General features: G+C 63.3%; 14 protein-coding genes. 5 read left to right on the top strand and 9 right to left on the bottom strand.

Annotation, left to right across the window (positions count from 1 at the left end; translation table 11 throughout):
• Positions 1-241: 241 nt before the first annotated feature.
• Positions 242-589: a TfoX/Sxy family protein gene (locus AC56K1_RS00195; protein ID WP_497155852.1), complete on the bottom strand. Its 348-nt coding sequence runs from the start codon at positions 587-589 to the stop codon at positions 242-244.
• 324 nt (positions 590-913) lie between these two features.
• Positions 914-1,798: a PhzF family phenazine biosynthesis protein gene (locus AC56K1_RS00190; protein WP_497155851.1), complete on the bottom strand. Its 885-nt coding sequence runs from the start codon at positions 1,796-1,798 to the stop codon at positions 914-916.
• A gap of 200 nt (positions 1,799-1,998) precedes the next feature.
• Here AC56K1_RS00190 and AC56K1_RS00185 point away from each other — a divergent pair, with 200 nt between their 5' ends.
• The gene (locus AC56K1_RS00185) at positions 1,999-4,482 is read left to right on the top strand and encodes a hybrid sensor histidine kinase/response regulator (RefSeq protein ID WP_497155850.1); all 2,484 of its coding nucleotides are present in this window, start codon (positions 1,999-2,001) and stop codon (positions 4,480-4,482) included.
• Positions 4,483-4,540: 58 nt separating this feature from the next.
• Here the strand turns inward: AC56K1_RS00185 and gltA are convergent, their stop codons facing one another.
• The 7 genes from gltA to AC56K1_RS00150 all read right to left on the bottom strand — a co-directional run bounded on the left by gltA (position 4,541) and on the right by AC56K1_RS00150 (position 10,901).
• Positions 4,541-5,842 (bottom strand): citrate synthase, encoded by a 1,302-nt coding sequence (gene gltA, locus AC56K1_RS00180; RefSeq protein ID WP_497155849.1) that lies wholly within the window; start codon positions 5,840-5,842, stop codon positions 4,541-4,543.
• A gap of 68 nt (positions 5,843-5,910) precedes the next feature.
• The gene (locus AC56K1_RS00175; RefSeq protein ID WP_497155848.1) at positions 5,911-6,177 is read right to left on the bottom strand and encodes an FAD assembly factor SdhE; all 267 of its coding nucleotides are present in this window, start codon (positions 6,175-6,177) and stop codon (positions 5,911-5,913) included.
• A gap of 283 nt (positions 6,178-6,460) precedes the next feature.
• Complete coding sequence (locus AC56K1_RS00170) at positions 6,461-7,171, bottom strand: succinate dehydrogenase iron-sulfur subunit (protein ID WP_259207986.1); 711 nt, start codon at positions 7,169-7,171, stop codon at positions 6,461-6,463.
• Positions 7,172-7,220: 49 nt separating this feature from the next.
• The gene (gene sdhA, locus AC56K1_RS00165) at positions 7,221-8,999 is read right to left on the bottom strand and encodes a succinate dehydrogenase flavoprotein subunit (protein ID WP_497155847.1); all 1,779 of its coding nucleotides are present in this window, start codon (positions 8,997-8,999) and stop codon (positions 7,221-7,223) included.
• Positions 9,000-9,001: 2 nt separating this feature from the next.
• Positions 9,002-9,370 (bottom strand): succinate dehydrogenase, hydrophobic membrane anchor protein, encoded by a 369-nt coding sequence (sdhD, locus tag AC56K1_RS00160; protein WP_497130315.1) that lies wholly within the window; start codon positions 9,368-9,370, stop codon positions 9,002-9,004.
• Positions 9,371-9,372: 2 nt separating this feature from the next.
• A complete protein-coding gene (gene sdhC / locus AC56K1_RS00155; protein ID WP_497156618.1) occupies positions 9,373-9,786 on the bottom strand; it encodes a succinate dehydrogenase, cytochrome b556 subunit in 414 nt (137 codons plus the stop codon).
• A gap of 341 nt (positions 9,787-10,127) precedes the next feature.
• Positions 10,128-10,901, bottom strand: a complete 774-nt coding sequence (locus tag AC56K1_RS00150) for a GntR family transcriptional regulator (protein WP_497155846.1) — start codon at positions 10,899-10,901, stop codon at positions 10,128-10,130.
• A 256-nt stretch (positions 10,902-11,157) separates the two neighbouring features.
• Between AC56K1_RS00150 and AC56K1_RS00145 the strand changes: the two genes are divergently transcribed.
• From AC56K1_RS00145 to acnA, 4 genes are all read left to right on the top strand, one after another.
• Positions 11,158-12,147, top strand: coding sequence for a malate dehydrogenase (locus AC56K1_RS00145; RefSeq protein ID WP_497155845.1), 990 nt, complete (start codon positions 11,158-11,160; stop codon positions 12,145-12,147).
• 101 nt (positions 12,148-12,248) lie between these two features.
• Positions 12,249-13,238: an HpcH/HpaI aldolase/citrate lyase family protein gene (locus tag AC56K1_RS00140; RefSeq protein ID WP_497155844.1), complete on the top strand. Its 990-nt coding sequence runs from the start codon at positions 12,249-12,251 to the stop codon at positions 13,236-13,238.
• The gene (locus AC56K1_RS00135) at positions 13,238-13,801 is read left to right on the top strand and encodes a hypothetical protein (protein ID WP_497155843.1); all 564 of its coding nucleotides are present in this window, start codon (positions 13,238-13,240) and stop codon (positions 13,799-13,801) included. The genes AC56K1_RS00140 and AC56K1_RS00135 overlap by 1 nt, the downstream gene beginning before the upstream one ends.
• A 74-nt stretch (positions 13,802-13,875) precedes the next feature.
• Positions 13,876-16,584 (top strand): aconitate hydratase AcnA, encoded by a 2,709-nt coding sequence (acnA, locus tag AC56K1_RS00130; RefSeq protein WP_497155842.1) that lies wholly within the window; start codon positions 13,876-13,878, stop codon positions 16,582-16,584.
• The last annotated feature ends 169 nt before the right edge of the window (positions 16,585-16,753 follow it).

Below are 16,753 nucleotides of genomic sequence, written 5' to 3'. Positions count from 1 at the left end.
GTTCCCGCGGTCCTCACCGAGCCCGGGAGAGCCAGGCGAGGTTGCGCGACGATTGCTGCACCGCTCGCAGGACGGCGGCGCAGTCACGCTCGACGGACGCGGCAAAGCCCCTGCCCTGCTGGCAGGCGCTGGTGCGCGGCGGTGTGAAGCGTGGTGGGTTCATGGGTTTGGTCGATTGCTGGCAAGGCCAGTATAGCCCTTGCAGCGAATCCGTCAACGCGCTGCCTTCGCTCGCCGCTTCCTATGCCGCGCTGTCCGGCTTGGCCCTGGCCGGCTTTTTCGGCTTCGGCGGCGGCATCAACTCGGCGGTGTCGAGCAACAGGCGGCGAAACGTATCCGGGTCGTCGAGCAGTTCGTCCGCGATCGGATAGGCCTTCGCGTTGGGATACGGTGGCCCCTGCGGCAAATCCGGCGCGAGGGTATTCACTGCCTGCGACGGCTTGATGTAGACGCTGTTATCGCAGACGAAGGCGATCACCTTCTCGTCCAGGTAGAGCGCATATTCGCCGAACAGCCTTTTGTACACCAGCCGGCTGCCCAGCTTCGCCGTTTCGGCGACATATTCCACAAAACCGCGATCGGTCGACACGTCTTCTCCATGATTGTTGACAGGGGTACGGCTCGCAGGCCGCACACCGGACTGTAACCGTTCAGGCCGGATCAAGCATCCAACTCATCAACTCTTATACAGTTGGCTGATCGATAAATCAATCAGGCATGCGATGCGAGCATGGATACCGGGGATCATGGCCTGGCTGCTCATCTGCAACCTGTCTGCCGCGCATGCGCGCATGCAGGGCATCCCGCAGTGTTTGGCGTCGGCAGCCTGCTTGCCCTGCCGTTCTGGGGCGCGGCGCCTCAACTTGAAGAAAGATGCCGGCTACCGATGGAACCACCGGCAACCGGTGAACAGCTAATCCGGACGGCCGATGCTGCCGTCGATGCAGGTGATTGCCTGGCCGCCTACCTTGACCGCCTCGTCCGAGATTGACAGCCGCAGCACACCGGCGCGCCCGACCATTTCGCCCTGGCTGGCCAGGAATTCGCGTCCGAACTCCTCGAGCTGCCGCGTATGCCGAAGGTAGGCTGCCACCGCGCCGGTGCCGCTGCCGCACACCGGATCTTCATTGACGCCATGGGCCGGCGCAAAGGCCCGTACTTCGATTTCCGCCGCACTGCCCGCGTCGTGCTTGCCGAAGATGACAACGCCCGTATGCCTGTCCTTGCCGTCCTGCGCCTTCATCCGCTGCAGGTCCGGCTCGCATGCCAGTACCGCGCGGGCGCTGGTCAACTGCGCAATCACCCAGCGTGGGCCGACGTCGACCAGGTAGGGCGTGACATTCACTTCCAGGTCGGCGCGAAGGATGCCTTCCAGTTGCGCGGTCTGGCGCGCGTCCAGTGCCGTGAATGCCGGCGCCGGCAGCTCGAATGAAATCCAGGGGGCGCCCGCGTCAAGCTGCTCCACGGTCAAGCGGATCAGCCCCGCCGCACATTGTTGCACCAGTACGCCGTCCTTTACCGCCACCCTGCCCGCTTCCAGCAGCGCGTGCGCGGTGCCGATCGTGGGGTGGCCGGCAAACGGCAGCTCGGCGCCGGGGGTGAAGATGCGGACCTGGTAGTCGGCGCCGTCCGCCGTGGGCGGGACCACGAAGGTCGTTTCCGACAGGTTGGTCCAGCTGGCGATCTGCTGCATCTGCCCGGCCGACAGGTCCTCAGCATCCAGCACGACGGCCACCGGATTGCCCTTGAAGGGCACGGTGGTGAATACATCGACGGTCTTGAGGGGTAGGCTTGGCATGATGGTCCGATAGGAAAATCGAAGGGTGACCATGAGTGTACCGGCACTACCTTGCTTCGGCCATCGCGGCGCTTGCTGCCCGATAAAGAAACGGACTGAGGTTCGCTTTCGCCGGACGAATTGGCTCCAGAAGCGCGCTATGCATCCTGGCAACTGGATACAATGCTCTACTCTCTCTTTACACTGGCAGGATTTTCACCATGGATGCAGGTTTGACGCACGGCGGCGATATCGCCCGTCTCGCCGTCCTCGATTCGTACGGTATCCTCGATACGCCGCGCGAACAGGCGTTCGACGATGTCGCGCTCCTGCTCAGCCAACTGCTCAATGCGCCGATTGCGGCGGTCAACCTGATTGCGGAAACGCGGCAGTTCTTTAAGGCCGAGGTTGGCTTGGGCACGCGGGAGATGCCGCTCGACGATTCCATCTGCAAATTCGCCCTGCTCCAGCAAGACCTGATGGTCGTGCCTGATACGCGCCTCGATGATCGCTTCGCCTGCAATCCCCTGGTGACAGACGAGCCCGGCCTGCGCTTTTATGCGGGTGAATTGCTCAAGACCGCCGACGGCGTGGCGCTCGGCACGCTGTGCGTGCTCGATACGCAGCCGCGGCCGCAGGGGCTCACCGCGCAGGAACGGTTCATCCTCAAGACGCTCGCCCAGCAGGTCATGAGCCAGATTGAATTGCGCAATGCACTGCGTGACCAGCGCGAACTGCTCATCCGCCAGCAAGGGATCCAGCAAGAGCTGGAACTCGAACGCGACCAGAGCCAGCGCCTGCTCCACGGCATGGACGAGGGCTTCGTTTTCCTCGACGGCGATTTCCGGGTGCGCCAGATCAACGCGGGCGGCCTGAAGTTCGAGACCCGTACCGCTGCCGAGATCATCGGACAGTCGCACTGGGAAGCCTGGCCCGGCTCGGAAGCGCTGCCGATGGCGCGCCACTACCGGCACGCAATGCAGGAGCGGGTGCCGGTCAACTTCGAGGCCAGCTATGCCTACCCCGACGGCCGCAGCTACTGGATCGATGTCCGCGCCTATCCGGCCAACGACGGCCTGGCGGTCTTCTACCGCGACATCACCGAGCGCAAGCAGGCTGAAACAGCACTGCGTGCGAGCCAGCACCATGCTGTGGAGACCGCACGCCAGGCCGAGAACGAGCGCCGGCGTCTCGACGCGCTGCTCGAAGCAGTGCCGGTCGGGATCATCGTCGCCGACGCGACCGGTGCAGTCATCCAGGTCAATGCCGAAAACCGCAAGATATGGGGAACCCATCCGTTTCCCGTGGATATCGAGGAATACGGCGAATGGAAGGGATGGTGGGCGGACGGCTCCGCGCGCCATGGGCAGCCGCTGCAGCAGCACGACTGGGCCATGAGCCGGGCGCTGGGCGGGGAAGCGGCGCCGCGCCAGATCATTGAAGTACAGTCCTTCGATGCATCGCAGCAGCGTCGCATCGTGCTCAATTCCGGGGCCCCGATCCGCGACGAGGCCGGAGCAATCGTCGGCGCCGTCGTTGCACAAATGGACATCACCGACCGCGTCCGCGCGGAAGAAGCCTTGCGCCAGGCCGACCAGAAGAAGGACGAGTTCCTCGCAATGCTGGCCCATGAATTGCGCAACCCGCTGGCGCCGATCACCTCTGCCGCCGCCATCCTCTCCATGCGTCCCGGCGACGAGCCGACCGTGCGCCGCAGCAGCGCCATCATCGCCCGGCAAGCCCGCCACATGACCGGCCTGATCGACGACCTGCTCGATGTCTCGCGGGTCACGCGCGGGAAGGTCGAACTCGACAGCGTCGCGCTCGACGTCAGGGACGTGATCGCCGACGCTGTCGAGCAGGTGCGCCCCCTGCTTGAAAAGCACGCCCATCACCTCGCGCTGCGCCTGCCGCCGACGCCATCGGCCGTGTTCGGTGACCGCAAGCGGCTGGTGCAAGTCATGACTAATCTGCTGAGCAATGCCGCGAAGTACACTCCGGATGGCGGGAATATCGAGGTCCTGCTCGAGTCTGGACCGGACGTCCATACCATCCGGGTGAGCGACGACGGCATCGGCATGACTCCCGAGCTAACGGCAAGTGCATTCCAGCTATTTTCGCAAGGCGCGCGCGGACTCGATCGCAGCCAGGGTGGGCTGGGTATCGGGCTCGCGCTGGTAAAAAGCCTGTTGCACCTGCATGGCGGAATGGTGACGGCGCGCAGCGCCGGCCCCGGCGAGGGCAGCATGTTCGAGGTCACCCTCCCCCGGCTGGCCGACGCCGCGCCGGCATGCGATGGCGCCCCCGAGCCGCGCCAGGAGCCGCAGCCAGGTGCGCTACGCATTGCCGTGGTGGACGACAACGAGGACGCCGCCGCGATGCTGGCCATGTACCTGGAGTCCTGCGGACACCAGGTCTCGATTTCCCAGTCGGCCAAACAGGCCCTGGCCTGCCTGCCCGCATTCCGCCCGGACGTCTGCCTGCTCGATATCGGCCTGCCGGGAATGAATGGTTTCGACCTTGCCCGCACCCTGCGCGCGGATGCCGCCACGGCAGGCGCCACCCTGATTGCCATCACCGGCTACGCCCAGCAGCAAGACAGGTTGGATGCCATTGCGGCCGGTTTCGACGACCTGTACGCCAAGCCGGTCGACCTGGCCTTTCTCAGCGCCGCGCTGGCCCGGACCACCCCCTTGGTCGCTTGACGAAGCAGGCAAAAAAAAAGCGGACCGAAGTCCGCTTTCATTTGCTACGACCGGTGAATTAACGCTTGTCAATCGCCGGCACATCACGCGCTGGCGAACCCACGAACAGCTGGCGTGGACGGCCGATCTTCTGCTCCGGATCGGCGATCATTTCGTTCCACTGGGCGATCCAGCCGATGGTGCGGGCCATCGCGAAGATGCCGGTGAACAGCGAGACCGGGATGCCCAGGGCCGACTGCACGATGCCCGAGTAGAAGTCGACGTTCGGGTACAGCTTGCGCGAGACGAAGTATTCGTCGTTCAGCGCGATGCGTTCCAGTTCCATCGCCAGCTTGAACAGCGGGTCTTCCTGCAGGCCCAGCTCTTCCAGCACTTCATGGCAGGTTTCGCGCATCAGTTTCGCACGTGGGTCGAAGTTCTTGTAGACGCGGTGACCGAAGCCCATCAGCTTGACGCCCGAGTTCTTGTCCTTGACCTTCTCGATGAAGGCAGGGATGTTCTCGACCGAGCCGATTTCTTTCAGCATGGTCAGTGCGGCTTCGTTGGCGCCGCCGTGGGCAGGGCCCCACAGGCAGGCGATACCGGCAGCGATACAGGCGAACGGGTTCGCGCCCGACGAACCGGCCAGGCGGACGGTCGAGGTCGAGGCGTTCTGCTCGTGGTCCGCGTGCAGGATCAGGATGCGGTCGAGGGCGCGCACCAGCACGTCGTTGACCTTGTACTCTTCGCACGGGTTGGCGAACATCATGTGCATGAAGTTGGCGCTGTACGACAGGTCGTTGCGTGGGTACATGAACGGCTGGCCGATCGAGTACTTGTAGGCCATCGCGACCAGGGTCGGCAGCTTGGCGATCAGGCGGATCGCCGAGATCTCGCGCTGCTTGGCATCGTTGATGTCGAGCGAGTCGTGGTAGAACGACGCCAGCGCGCCAACGGTGCCGACCAGGACCGACATCGGGTGCGCGTCGCGGCGGAAGCCGCGGAAGAAGAACTGCATCTGCTCGTGCACCATCGTGTGCTTGGTGACGGTGTCGGTGAACTTCTGCTTCTGCTCGGCGTTCGGCAGTTCGCCGTTCAGCAGCAGGTAGCACGATTCCAGGAAGTCGCAGTTCTCGGCCAGCTGTTCGATCGGGTAGCCGCGGTACAGCAGCTCGCCCTTGTCGCCGTCGATGTAGGTGATGCTCGAGTTACAGGCGGCGGTCGACATGAAGCCAGGGTCGTAGGTGAACTTGCCGGTCTGGCCGTACAGCTTGCGGATGTCGATGACATCCGGGCCGATCGTGCCCTTGTAGATCGGCATGTCGACCGACGGGCTGCCGTCGGAGAACGACAGGGTGGCTTTGGTATCAGAGATATTCATGGCACTTCCTTCTTTGGGAGTGGATCTAAAAACAATAAACGAAACTTGTCGCGGACGATGCCGGCCGCTTACGCTTGCCGCAGGCGCGCCAGCAGGGCGCGCACGTGCGGCTGGTCGACCTCGCCCTCCAGCTCGGTGCGGGCCAGCAGCAGGTCCATCAGCGGGTTGTCCGCCAGGTCCAGCAGGCGGGTCAGCGCATCGACGTCCTCGTCGCTCAATGCTTCTTCATGCGCATCGAGGAAGCGCGTGAGGATCAAATCGTTCTCGAGCAAGCCGCGGCGCGAACGCCAGCGCAGGCGTGCACGGTTGGCAGGATCGGATTGATGCGTTTTCACACTAGAGTCCGTTGTTGGGTCAACATCATACTCCGCCTGCCGGGTTTCGGCAGTACGGTACTTTTACGGTATTTGCGGCATCATTACCGACGGATACCGCAAGTGGTGCGGTGATTGCGCCTGATGCGAGCGTAACTTGAACGCGCGGGCGTTCGTCATTTCGGGCACTGCCCGAAATTACCCCGCCTACCCTGCGTAGGGTGTACGGCTAAGCCGTACGCGCGCTCAACGCACGCTTGCACATCGAGACGCAACATCAACTCCGCGAACTGAAACGCCGACCTTAAATCGCCCGGCGAACCAGCAATTCCTTGATCTTGCCAATCGCCTTGTTCGGATTCAGGCCCTTCGGGCACACGTCCGTGCAATTCATGATCGAGTGGCAGCGGAACAGGCGGTACGGGTCTTCCAGGTTGTCCAGGCGCTCATTGGTGGCTTCGTCGCGCGAGTCGGCGATGAAGCGGTAGGCCTGCAGCAGGCCGGCCGGACCGACGAACTTGTCCGGGTTCCACCAGAACGACGGGCACGAGGTCGAGCAGCAGGCGCACAGGATGCACTCGTACAGGCCGTCGAGCTCTTCGCGCTCTTCCGGCGACTGCAGGCGTTCCTTCTCCGGCCGGATCGAGTCGTTGATCAGGAACGGCTTGATCGAGTTGTACTGCTTGAAGAAGTTGGTCATGTCCACGATCAGGTCGCGGATGACCGGCAGGCCCGGCAGCGGGCGCAACACGATCGGCTGGGTCAGCTCGTTCAGGTTGGTGGTGCAGGCCAGGCCGTTCTTGCCGTTGATGTTCATCGCGTCCGAACCGCACACGCCTTCGCGGCACGAGCGGCGCAGCGCGAGCGAGTCGTCGACGTCGGACTTGATGCGCTGGAGCGCGTCGAGCAGCATCTTGTCGGTGTCTTGCAGCTCGACGGTGACGTCTTGCATGTAAGGCTTCGCATCCTTGTCAGGATCGTAGCGGTAGATCTTCAGTTGGACGGTGCGTGCCATGTTGTTTTACCTGTTCATCCAGGCCGGGGAAATCCCCGGCCATGCAATATTAGAAAGTACGGGCCTTCGGCTTGAAGGTATCGACGGTCAGCGGCTTCTGGATCACGGCCTTGTACTCGAGACGGTTGCTGTCCGAGAACCACAGGGTGTGCTTCATCCAGTTGTCGTCGTCGCGCTTTTCGTAGTCGCTGTGGGCGTGGGCGCCGCGCGATTCCTTGCGCGCCGCGGCCGACACGATGGTCGCCTTCGCGGTCTCGATCAGGTTGTCCAGTTCCAGCGCTTCCACGCGGGCGGTGTTGAACACCTTCGACTTGTCCTGGAACGACACGTGCTTGCGGCGCTCGTCCAGCTTCATGATCTCTTCCACGCCCTGGTTCAGCAGCGCGTCGGTACGGAACACGCCGCAGTATTTCTGCATCGTGGCGCGGATGTCATTGGCGACGTGCTGGACCTTTTCGCCGCCGGTCGAGGTCTCGAGGCGGTTCATGCGCTCCAGCGCGATGTCGGCGGCGTCGGCTGGCAGCGGCTTGTTCAGCTTCTGCTTCAGGTTCGAGGCGACGACATGGTTGCCGGCCGCGCGGCCGAACACCAGCAAATCGAGCAGCGAGTTGGTGCCGAGGCGGTTGGCGCCGTGCACCGACACGCAGGCGCACTCGCCGATGGCGTAGAGGCCGTTGACGATCTTCTGGTTCCCCATGCCGTCAGGTGCGACCACCTGGCCGTGGATGTTGGTCGGGATGCCGCCCATCTGGTAGTGGATGGTCGGGACGACCGGAATCGCTTCCTTGGTCGCATCGACGTTGGCGAACTTGTGGCCGATTTCCAGAATCGACGGCAGGCGCTTCTTGATGGTGTCGGCGCCGATGTGGCGCAGGTCCAGCAGGACGTGGTCCTTGTTCGGACCGCAGCCGCGGCCTTCCTTGATCTCCTGGTCCATCGAGCGCGAGACGAAGTCGCGCGGCGCCAGGTCTTTCAGGGTCGGCGCATAGCGCTCCATGAAGCGTTCGCCGTTGCTGTTAATCAGGATACCGCCCTCGCCGCGAACGCCCTCGGTGATCAGGACGCCCGCGCCGGACACGCCGGTCGGGTGGAACTGCCAGAACTCCATGTCTTGCAGCGGCAGGCCGGCACGCGCCGCCATGCCCATGCCGTCGCCGGTGTTGATGAAGGCGTTGGTCGATGCGGCGAAGATGCGGCCGGCACCGCCGGTGGCGAAGATGGTGGTCTTCGCTTCCAGGATCATGGTGTCGCCGGTTTCCATTTCAAGGGCCAGCACGCCGACCACGTCGCCTTCGGCGTCGCGGATGATATCGAGGGCCATCCACTCCACGAAGAAGTGGGTGCGCGCACGGACGTTACGCTGGTACAGCGTGTGCAGCAGCGCGTGGCCGGTACGGTCGGCAGCGGCGCAGGCGCGCTGCACCGGCTTCTCGCCGAAGTTGGCGGTGTGGCCGCCGAACGGGCGCTGGTAAATCGTGCCGTCCGGGTTGCGGTCGAAGGGCATGCCGAAGTGTTCGAGTTCGTACACGACCTTCGGGGCTTCGCGGCACATGAATTCGATCGCATCCTGGTCGCCCAGGTAGTCGCCGCCCTTGACGGTGTCGAACATGTGCCAGTACCAGTCGTCTTCGCTCATGTTGCCCAGCGACGCGCCGATGCCGCCCTGGGCCGCGACGGTGTGCGAACGGGTCGGGAACACTTTCGACAGCACCGCGACGTTCAGGCCGGCTTCAGCCAGCTGCAGCGACGCACGCATGCCGGAACCGCCGGCGCCAACGATGACCGCGTCAAAACGACGGGTCGGGATTGCAGTTTTGATTGCTGCCACGATTACACGCTCCAGAGAATTTGCACAGTCCACGCAGCACAGGCGAGCAGGAAGAAGATGGTCGCCAGTTGCAGCAACAGGCGCAGGCCTGCCGATTTGATGTAGTCCATCCAGATGTCGCGGATGCCGACCCAGGCGTGATAGAACAGGCCGAGGAAAGTCACCAGCGAGAACAGCTTGAACCACTGTTTCGAGAACAGCCCGGCCCAGCCTTCATAGGAGAAGTCCTGCGCGGTCAGGAAGGAGACCAGCAGCACGATGGTATAGACGGCCATGACGATGGCGGTGACGCGCTGCGCCAGCCAGTCTTTCACGCCGTAGTGGGCGCCGACGACGAGGCGGCGCGGTCCGATATTATTCTTGGTTGCCATGATTAAAACACTCCGAACATTTTCAGGCCGACCAGGGCAGTCAGCACCAGGCCGATGCCCAGCACCCAGCGTGCGGTCGATTGTGCGGCGTCCTTGTCCAGGGCAAAGTGGTTGTCCATGAACAGGTGGCGAACGCCGGCGATGAAGTGGTGCAGGTAAGCCCACGACAGGCCCAGCAGGATGATCTTGACGAACACGTTATCGACGATGCCCGCAAAGTGGGCAAACGAGATCTCGGAACGCAGGCTCTCCTGCAGCAGGTACAGCAGGAACGGCAGCATCAGGAACAATGCGGCGCCGCTGATGCGGTGCAGGATCGACACGATGGCCGATGGCGGCATGCGATATTTACCCGTAATATCTCCAATGCCAATATTGCGGAACTCCGGCCGCCCTTTTTTTGCAGCTTCTCTCACGGCTTCGGACATGTAACACCTCCCTTATGACGACAGTTTTTCAATGAACCCTTCATTTTCGCCGATTTTGTGCCCGGGCACCAAGCATCAGCGAAGATGACCGGTACATCAGTGCGGCGAACCGGGTCAGTCCGTCGCTTACCCAAAACCAACATATTTTAATCGCTTCATGCGATCCCTGCAGGGTCTGGCCCCTCGTAGGGTGGGCGGCTTCGCCGCCCGCGCGTTCAACGCCGGTGTGATTGACCACGGCACGTGTCATGACACGTAATGTGAACGCGCGGGCGTTTGTCATTCCGCGCATTGCCCGAAATCACCCCGCCCACCCTACGGTGTAACTCTTAAGACAATTCGTTCTGGTAATGGTGATTCACCGTCGAGTAAATCCCCTTGCGCAGCTCCACCGCCTTGTCGCCATAGGTAAACGACACCCGCTCGGCGCACAGCAGCGGCGTGCCCTCGGCCACGCCTAAATGCTCGCTGGCCGCGGCATCGGCCGCCACCGCACGGATCCGTTCGGTGGCGCGGATCATGCGCGTGCCGAATTCGGTCTCGAACAGGCCGTACATCGGCCCCTTGTATTCCACCAGGCGCTCCGCCGTCAGGCCCTTGAACAGCTGCCCCGGCAGCCACAGCTCCTCGAGGATGGTCGGCTGGCCGTCAAAAGACTGCACCCGCTTGATATACACGACCGCATCGCCCGATTTCAGTTCGAGCAGGCGCGCGACCTCGGCCGGAGCGCGGATACGCCTGACCTCGAGCACGCGGTTGTCGGGATGGTGGGGTACGCCCTCGTCGGGCATCAGGCGCAGGAAGCGGAAGTGGGCACGCTCCTCGGCATGGGTGGCAACGAAGGTGCCCTTGCCCTGCCGGCGCACGACCAGGTGTTCGGCGGCCAGCTCGTCGATGGCCTTGCGCACCGTGCCCTGGCTGACCTTGAACCGCCCGGCCAGCTCGACCTCGCTCGGCATCAGCTCGCCCGGCTTCCACTCGCCCGATTGCAGGCTCTGGGTGATCAAGGCCTTGATCTGCTGGTACAACGGGCGGAACGACGGGGACTGGCTGGCGTGTGCGACGCTTGCGGCATCACCGGCCTGGTTCGGAAGGGGGTTCATAGACCGCGATTTCACCATAAACGGACACGTACGTCCAGTGCATAGCGGTCGAGACATGTGTCTTATATAAGACATATGATATGAATTGACAGATCGAATAGCCGAGGAATAAACTCGCGGTCGGCTGGACCTCCGTGCGTCCGCTCAGGCGCGCGCGCGATATCCAATTGACAGGTGCCGCTTTTGGTATCATTGCTGTTTTCCCGAATTCGCATCCTCTGCTCTACTGTTTTCTTTCCCACTTTGGAGATTCATCATGGCTAAAACCCCAATGCGCGTCGCCGTCACCGGCGCGGCCGGCCAGATCGGCTATTCCCTGCTGTTCCGCATCGCCAACGGCGACATGCTGGGCAAGGACCAGCCGGTCATCCTTCAGCTGCTCGAGATCGACAACGAGAAGGCACAGAAGGCGCTCAAGGGCGTCATGATGGAAATCGACGACTGCGCATTCCCGCTGCTGGCCGGCATGACCGCCCACGCCGACCCGATGACCGCCTTCAAGGATGTCGACTTCGCCCTGCTGGTCGGCGCGCGTCCACGCGGCCCTGGCATGGAACGCAAGGACCTGCTGGAAGCCAATGCCCAGATCTTCACCGTGCAGGGCAAGGCGCTCGACGCCGTCGCTTCGCGCAACGTCAAGGTGCTGGTGGTCGGCAACCCGGCCAACACCAACGCCTACATCGCCATGAAGTCGGCTCCTGGCCTGCCGGCCAAGAACTTCACCGCCATGCTGCGCCTGGACCACAACCGCGCCCTGTCGCAAGTCGCCGCCAAGACCGGCAAACCAGTCGCCTCGATCGAGAAGCTGGCCGTGTGGGGCAACCACTCGCCGACCATGTACGCCGACTACCGCTTCGCCACCATCGACGGCGCATCGGTCAAGGACATGATCAACGACGACGCCTGGAACCGCGACACCTTCCTGCCGACCGTCGGCAAGCGCGGCGCCGCCATCATCGAAGCGCGCGGCCTGTCGTCGGCAGCCTCCGCTGCCAACGCCGCCATCGACCACATGCACGACTGGCACGTCGGCACGGGCGGCAAGTGGACCACGATGGGCATCCCGTCGGACGGTTCGTACAACATCCCGAAGGACACCATGTTCGGCTTCCCGGTCACCATCGAAAACGGCGAATACAAGATCGTCCAGGGCCTGGAGATCGACGCCTTCTCGCAAGAGCGCATCGACCTCACCCTCAAGGAACTGACCGAGGAACGTGAAGGCGTGGCGCACCTGCTGGCCTGAGTTTCACGCGGCAGATGGAGCCTGACAAGCCTCCCGTCCGCCGCACCCGCCGTGCCGCCACCCCAGGCGGCACGGCTGCTTCTGCTTCCAGCGACAAACACATGCATCCTTCCGAGGTTTTATTCCAGGGCAAACGCCAGCCGCTCCTGCTTCCCGCCTGCGATCACTACGCCGGTTCGGAGAAGTTGATGCGCAAGTCGATGGCCTTGCAACAAGAGCTTGGCCCTCTGTTCGACATCACCTTCGACTGTGAAGACGGCGCCGCCGCCGGCAGCGAAAGCGAGCACGCCGCGCTTGTCACGGTCCTCGTCAACAGCGAGGACAACCGCTTCAACCGCATCGGCGCGCGCCTGCACGACCCCAAGAGCGCGCACTTCGCACACGACGTCGCCACCATCGTCGGCGGCGCAGGCGGGCGCCTGGCTTATGTGGTGCTGCCCAAGGTGGACAGCGCCGCGGAAGTCATCCGCGCGATCGACCTGGTCAACCAGCATGCCGCCAAGGCCGGCCGCGCTGACCTTCGGGTGCATGTGCTGATCGAAACCCACGGCGCCCTGCGCGAAGCCTACGACATCGCCGCCCTGCCCCAGGTCGAATGCCTGTCGTTCGGCATCATGGATTTCGTCTCGGCCCATTACGGCGCGGTGCCGGCCAGCGCCATGCGCACCCCGGGCCAGTTCACCCATCCGCTGGTGGTGCGCGCCAAGCTCGAGATGGTCGCGGCCTGCCATGCCCACGGCAAGGTGGCCTCGCACAACGTCACCACCGACATCAAGGACAGCGCCACGGTCGCCAACGACGCCCAGCGCGCCGCCGCCGAATTCGGCTTCACCCGGATGTGGAGCATCCACCCCGGCCAGGTCAAGCCGATCCTCAAGGCCTTCACGCCGCGCCTGTCCGAAGTCAACGAAGCGACCAATATCCTCACCGAGGCGATGAACGCCGGGTGGGGACCGATCGCGCAACATGGGCGCTTGCACGACCGTGCAAGCTACCGATATTATTGGACCGTTCTACAGCGCGCGAAGCTGGCTGGCCTTGCGCTGCCGGAAGCCGCTGCCGCAATCGTCAACTACACGGATTCCAACTGATGGCCACCCCACTCCCCCAATTCCTCGCCGCCTGCGCATTTGCGCTGGCCGCGAGCAGCATGTGCGCAAACGCGACTGCGGCAACCACCAAAACCACCGAGACGCATCCGAAAGCCGAAGCGGTCCTGAAAGCCAAGGCCAGGGCCGAGGCGAAATCCAAGGGCAAAACCAGCAAGTCCGCGAAGTCCGAAGCTGCCGACGCGTCGGTGCGCGCTGCCGCCGTCTACGACGCTCACGAGGAGACCGAACCGGACATCACCGACACGGTCACCGTCGAGTACGCCTGCGAGCTCAATAACAAGGTCACGATCTACACCAACGAGAACGACCCGGCCAACATTGCGCTGCGCTGGAAAAAGCGGGTGCACCGCCTGAGCCGCGTGGGCACCACCACCGGCGCGCTGCGCTTCGAGAACGCGTACTGGGGCCTGATCTGGATCGGCATCCCGTCCAAGGGCATCCTGCTGGACTCGCGCCTGAACCGCCAGCTGGCCAACGAATGCAAGAACGCCAAGCAGTCGGAGCCGGTCACGGTCGCCCTGCCTGTTGAAAAGAAAAGCTGATCCACGGCCGCAAGCCCCGGATCCCTGGTTGCAATAACGGGTTTGAATAACAATATCCCACTGAAGGAGAGCATATGTCTCGCAACACCCTGAACACACTGAAGGAATTCCCGGTCGGCGCCGGCCAGGCCGGCCAGTACTACTCGCTGCCGGCGCTGGGCGAAGCCCTCGGTGTGAACCTGTCGCGCCTGCCGGTGTCGATCCGTATCGTCCTGGAATCCGTGCTGCGTAATTGCGACGGCAAGAAGGTCACCGAAGAGCACATCAACCAGGTCGCCAACTGGAAGGCCACCGCCGAGCGTACCGACGAGATTCCTTTCGTCGTGGCGCGCGTGGTGCTGCAGGACTTCACCGGCGTGCCGCTGCTGGCCGACCTGGCCGCGATGCGCAACGTCGCCAACAAGATGGGCGTGGACGCCAAGAAGATCGAGCCGCTGGTGCCGGTCGACCTGGTGGTCGACCACTCGGTCACCATCGACCACTTCCGCGAGCCGAACGCGCTCGACCTGAACATGAAACTGGAATTCCAGCGCAATAACGAGCGCTACCAGTTCATGAAATGGGGCATGCAGGCATTCGACACCTTCGGCGTCGTGCCGCCGGGCTTCGGCATCGTCCACCAGGTCAACCTGGAATACCTGGCGCGCGGCGTCATGAAGCAGGGCGAAGTGTTCTACCCTGACACCCTGGTCGGCACCGACTCGCACACCACCATGATCAACGGCGTCGGCGTCGTCGGCTGGGGCGTGGGCGGCATCGAAGCCGAAGCCGGCATGCTGGGCCAGCCGGTCTATTTCCTGACCCCGGACGTCATCGGCGTGAACCTGAAGGGCAAGCTGCGCGAAGGCTGCACCGCGACCGACCTGGTGCTGACCGTCACCGAAATGCTGCGCCGCGAGAAAGTCGTCGGCAAGTTCGTCGAGTTCTTCGGCGCCGGCACCCGTTCGCTGTCGACCACCGACCGCGCGACCATCGCCAACATGGCCCCGGAATACGGCGCGACCATGGGCTTCTTCCCTGTGGACGAAGCCACTGTCGATTACTTCCGCGGCACCGGCCGTACCGAAGAAGAACTGGCTGCTTTCGAAGGCTACTACAAGGCCCAGGGCATGTTCGGCATCCCGCAGGAAGGCGAGATCGACTACACCCGCGTGATCGAACTGGACCTGTCGACCGTGACCCCGTCGCTGGCCGGCCCGAAGCGCCCGCAGGACCGTATCGAACTGGGCAACGTGAAGAACACCTTCGCCGACCTGTTCAGCAAGCCAACCACCGCGAATGGCTTCAACAAGAACCCGGACGACCTGCACAAGCTGTACGAGACCACCAACGGCGTGCGCGTAAAGAACGGCGACGTCCTGATCGCCGCGATCACCTCGTGCACCAACACCTCGAACCCGAGCGTGCTGCTGGCCGCCGGCCTGCTGGCCAAGAAGGCCGTCGAGCGCGGCCTGACCGTGGCACCGCACATCAAGTCCTCGCTGGCCCCTGGCTCGCGCGTGGTCACCGAATACCTGACCGCCGCCGGCCTGCTGCCTTACCTGGACAAGCTGGGCTTCGGCGTGACCGCCTACGGCTGCACCACCTGCATCGGTAACGCCGGCGACCTGACCCCGGAACTGAACGCCGCGATCATCGAGAACGACATCGTCGCCTCGGCTGTCCTGTCGGGCAACCGCAACTTCGAAGCGCGCATCCACCCGAACATCCGCTCGAACTTCCTGGCCTCGCCTCCGCTGGTCGTCGCCTATGCGATCGCCGGCAACATGACGAAGGACCTGATGACCGAACCAGTCGGCAAGGACACCAATGGCGTCGACGTCTACCTGGGCGACATCTGGCCGACCTCGCAGGAAATCGGCGAACTGATGCGCTTCGCGATGAACTCGGAAGTCTTCAAGAAGAATTACGCGGACGTCAAGGGCAACCCGGGCGAACTGTGGGAGCGCGTCTCGACGACCGAAGGCCAGGTCTACAACTGGCCAGAGTCAACCTATATTGCCGAACCACCGTTCTTCTCAGACTTCGAGATGACTCCGAAGCTTGCCGCCACCGGCATCCAGGGCGCGCGCGCACTGGGCGTGTTCGGCGACTCGATCACCACCGACCACATCTCCCCGGCCGGTTCGATCAAGGAAGACGGTCCTGCGGGCCAGTGGCTCAAGGCGCACGGCGTCCTGAAGGCCGACTTCAACTCCTACGGTTCGCGCCGCGGCAACCACGAGATCATGATGCGCGGTACGTTCGCCAACGTGCGCATCAAGAACAAGATGATCCCGGCCAAGCCTGACGGTTCGGCAGTCGAAGGCGGCATCACCATCCACCAGCCGACCGGCGAACAGCTGTCGATCTATGACGCGGCCATGAAGTACGTGGCGCAAGGTACCCCGACCATGATCTTCGGCGGCGAAGAATACGGCACCGGCTCGTCGCGCGACTGGGCAGCCAAAGGCACCCAGCTGCTGGGCGTGAAGGCCGTGATCGTGCGTTCGTACGAACGCATCCACCGCTCGAACCTGGTCGGCATGGGTGTGCTGCCGCTGCAGTTCATCGGTACCGACAGCGTCGAGACCCTGGGCATCACCGGTAAGGAAACCTACGACCTGAAAGGCCTTGAAGGCGAGATCAAGCCGCAACAACTGGCGACCCTCGTGATCCACCGTGAAGACGGTTCGTCGCAGGACGTGCAAGTGCTGCTGCGTATCGACACTCCGATCGAAGTCGACTACTACAAGCATGGCGGCATCCTGCCGTTCGTGCTGCGCCAGCTGCTGGCTGCGTAATTGCCGGGGCCCGCGCAAGCGGGCTCCTCGACAAAAAAAAGGCCGAACCCTGGCGGGTTCGGCCTTTTTTGCATTTCCTCGCAATGAGCCAGCCTATGTGTGGCCTGGCGCACGGATACCATGGAAGCACCTCCTCATACTTTCAGGATGGGAGAGCCTTTAGCCCTTT

The sequence above is a fragment of the Telluria sp. ZB4P37 genome (genome assembly GCF_059685855.1).
This window is presented reverse-complemented; position numbering and strand designations above follow the sequence as displayed.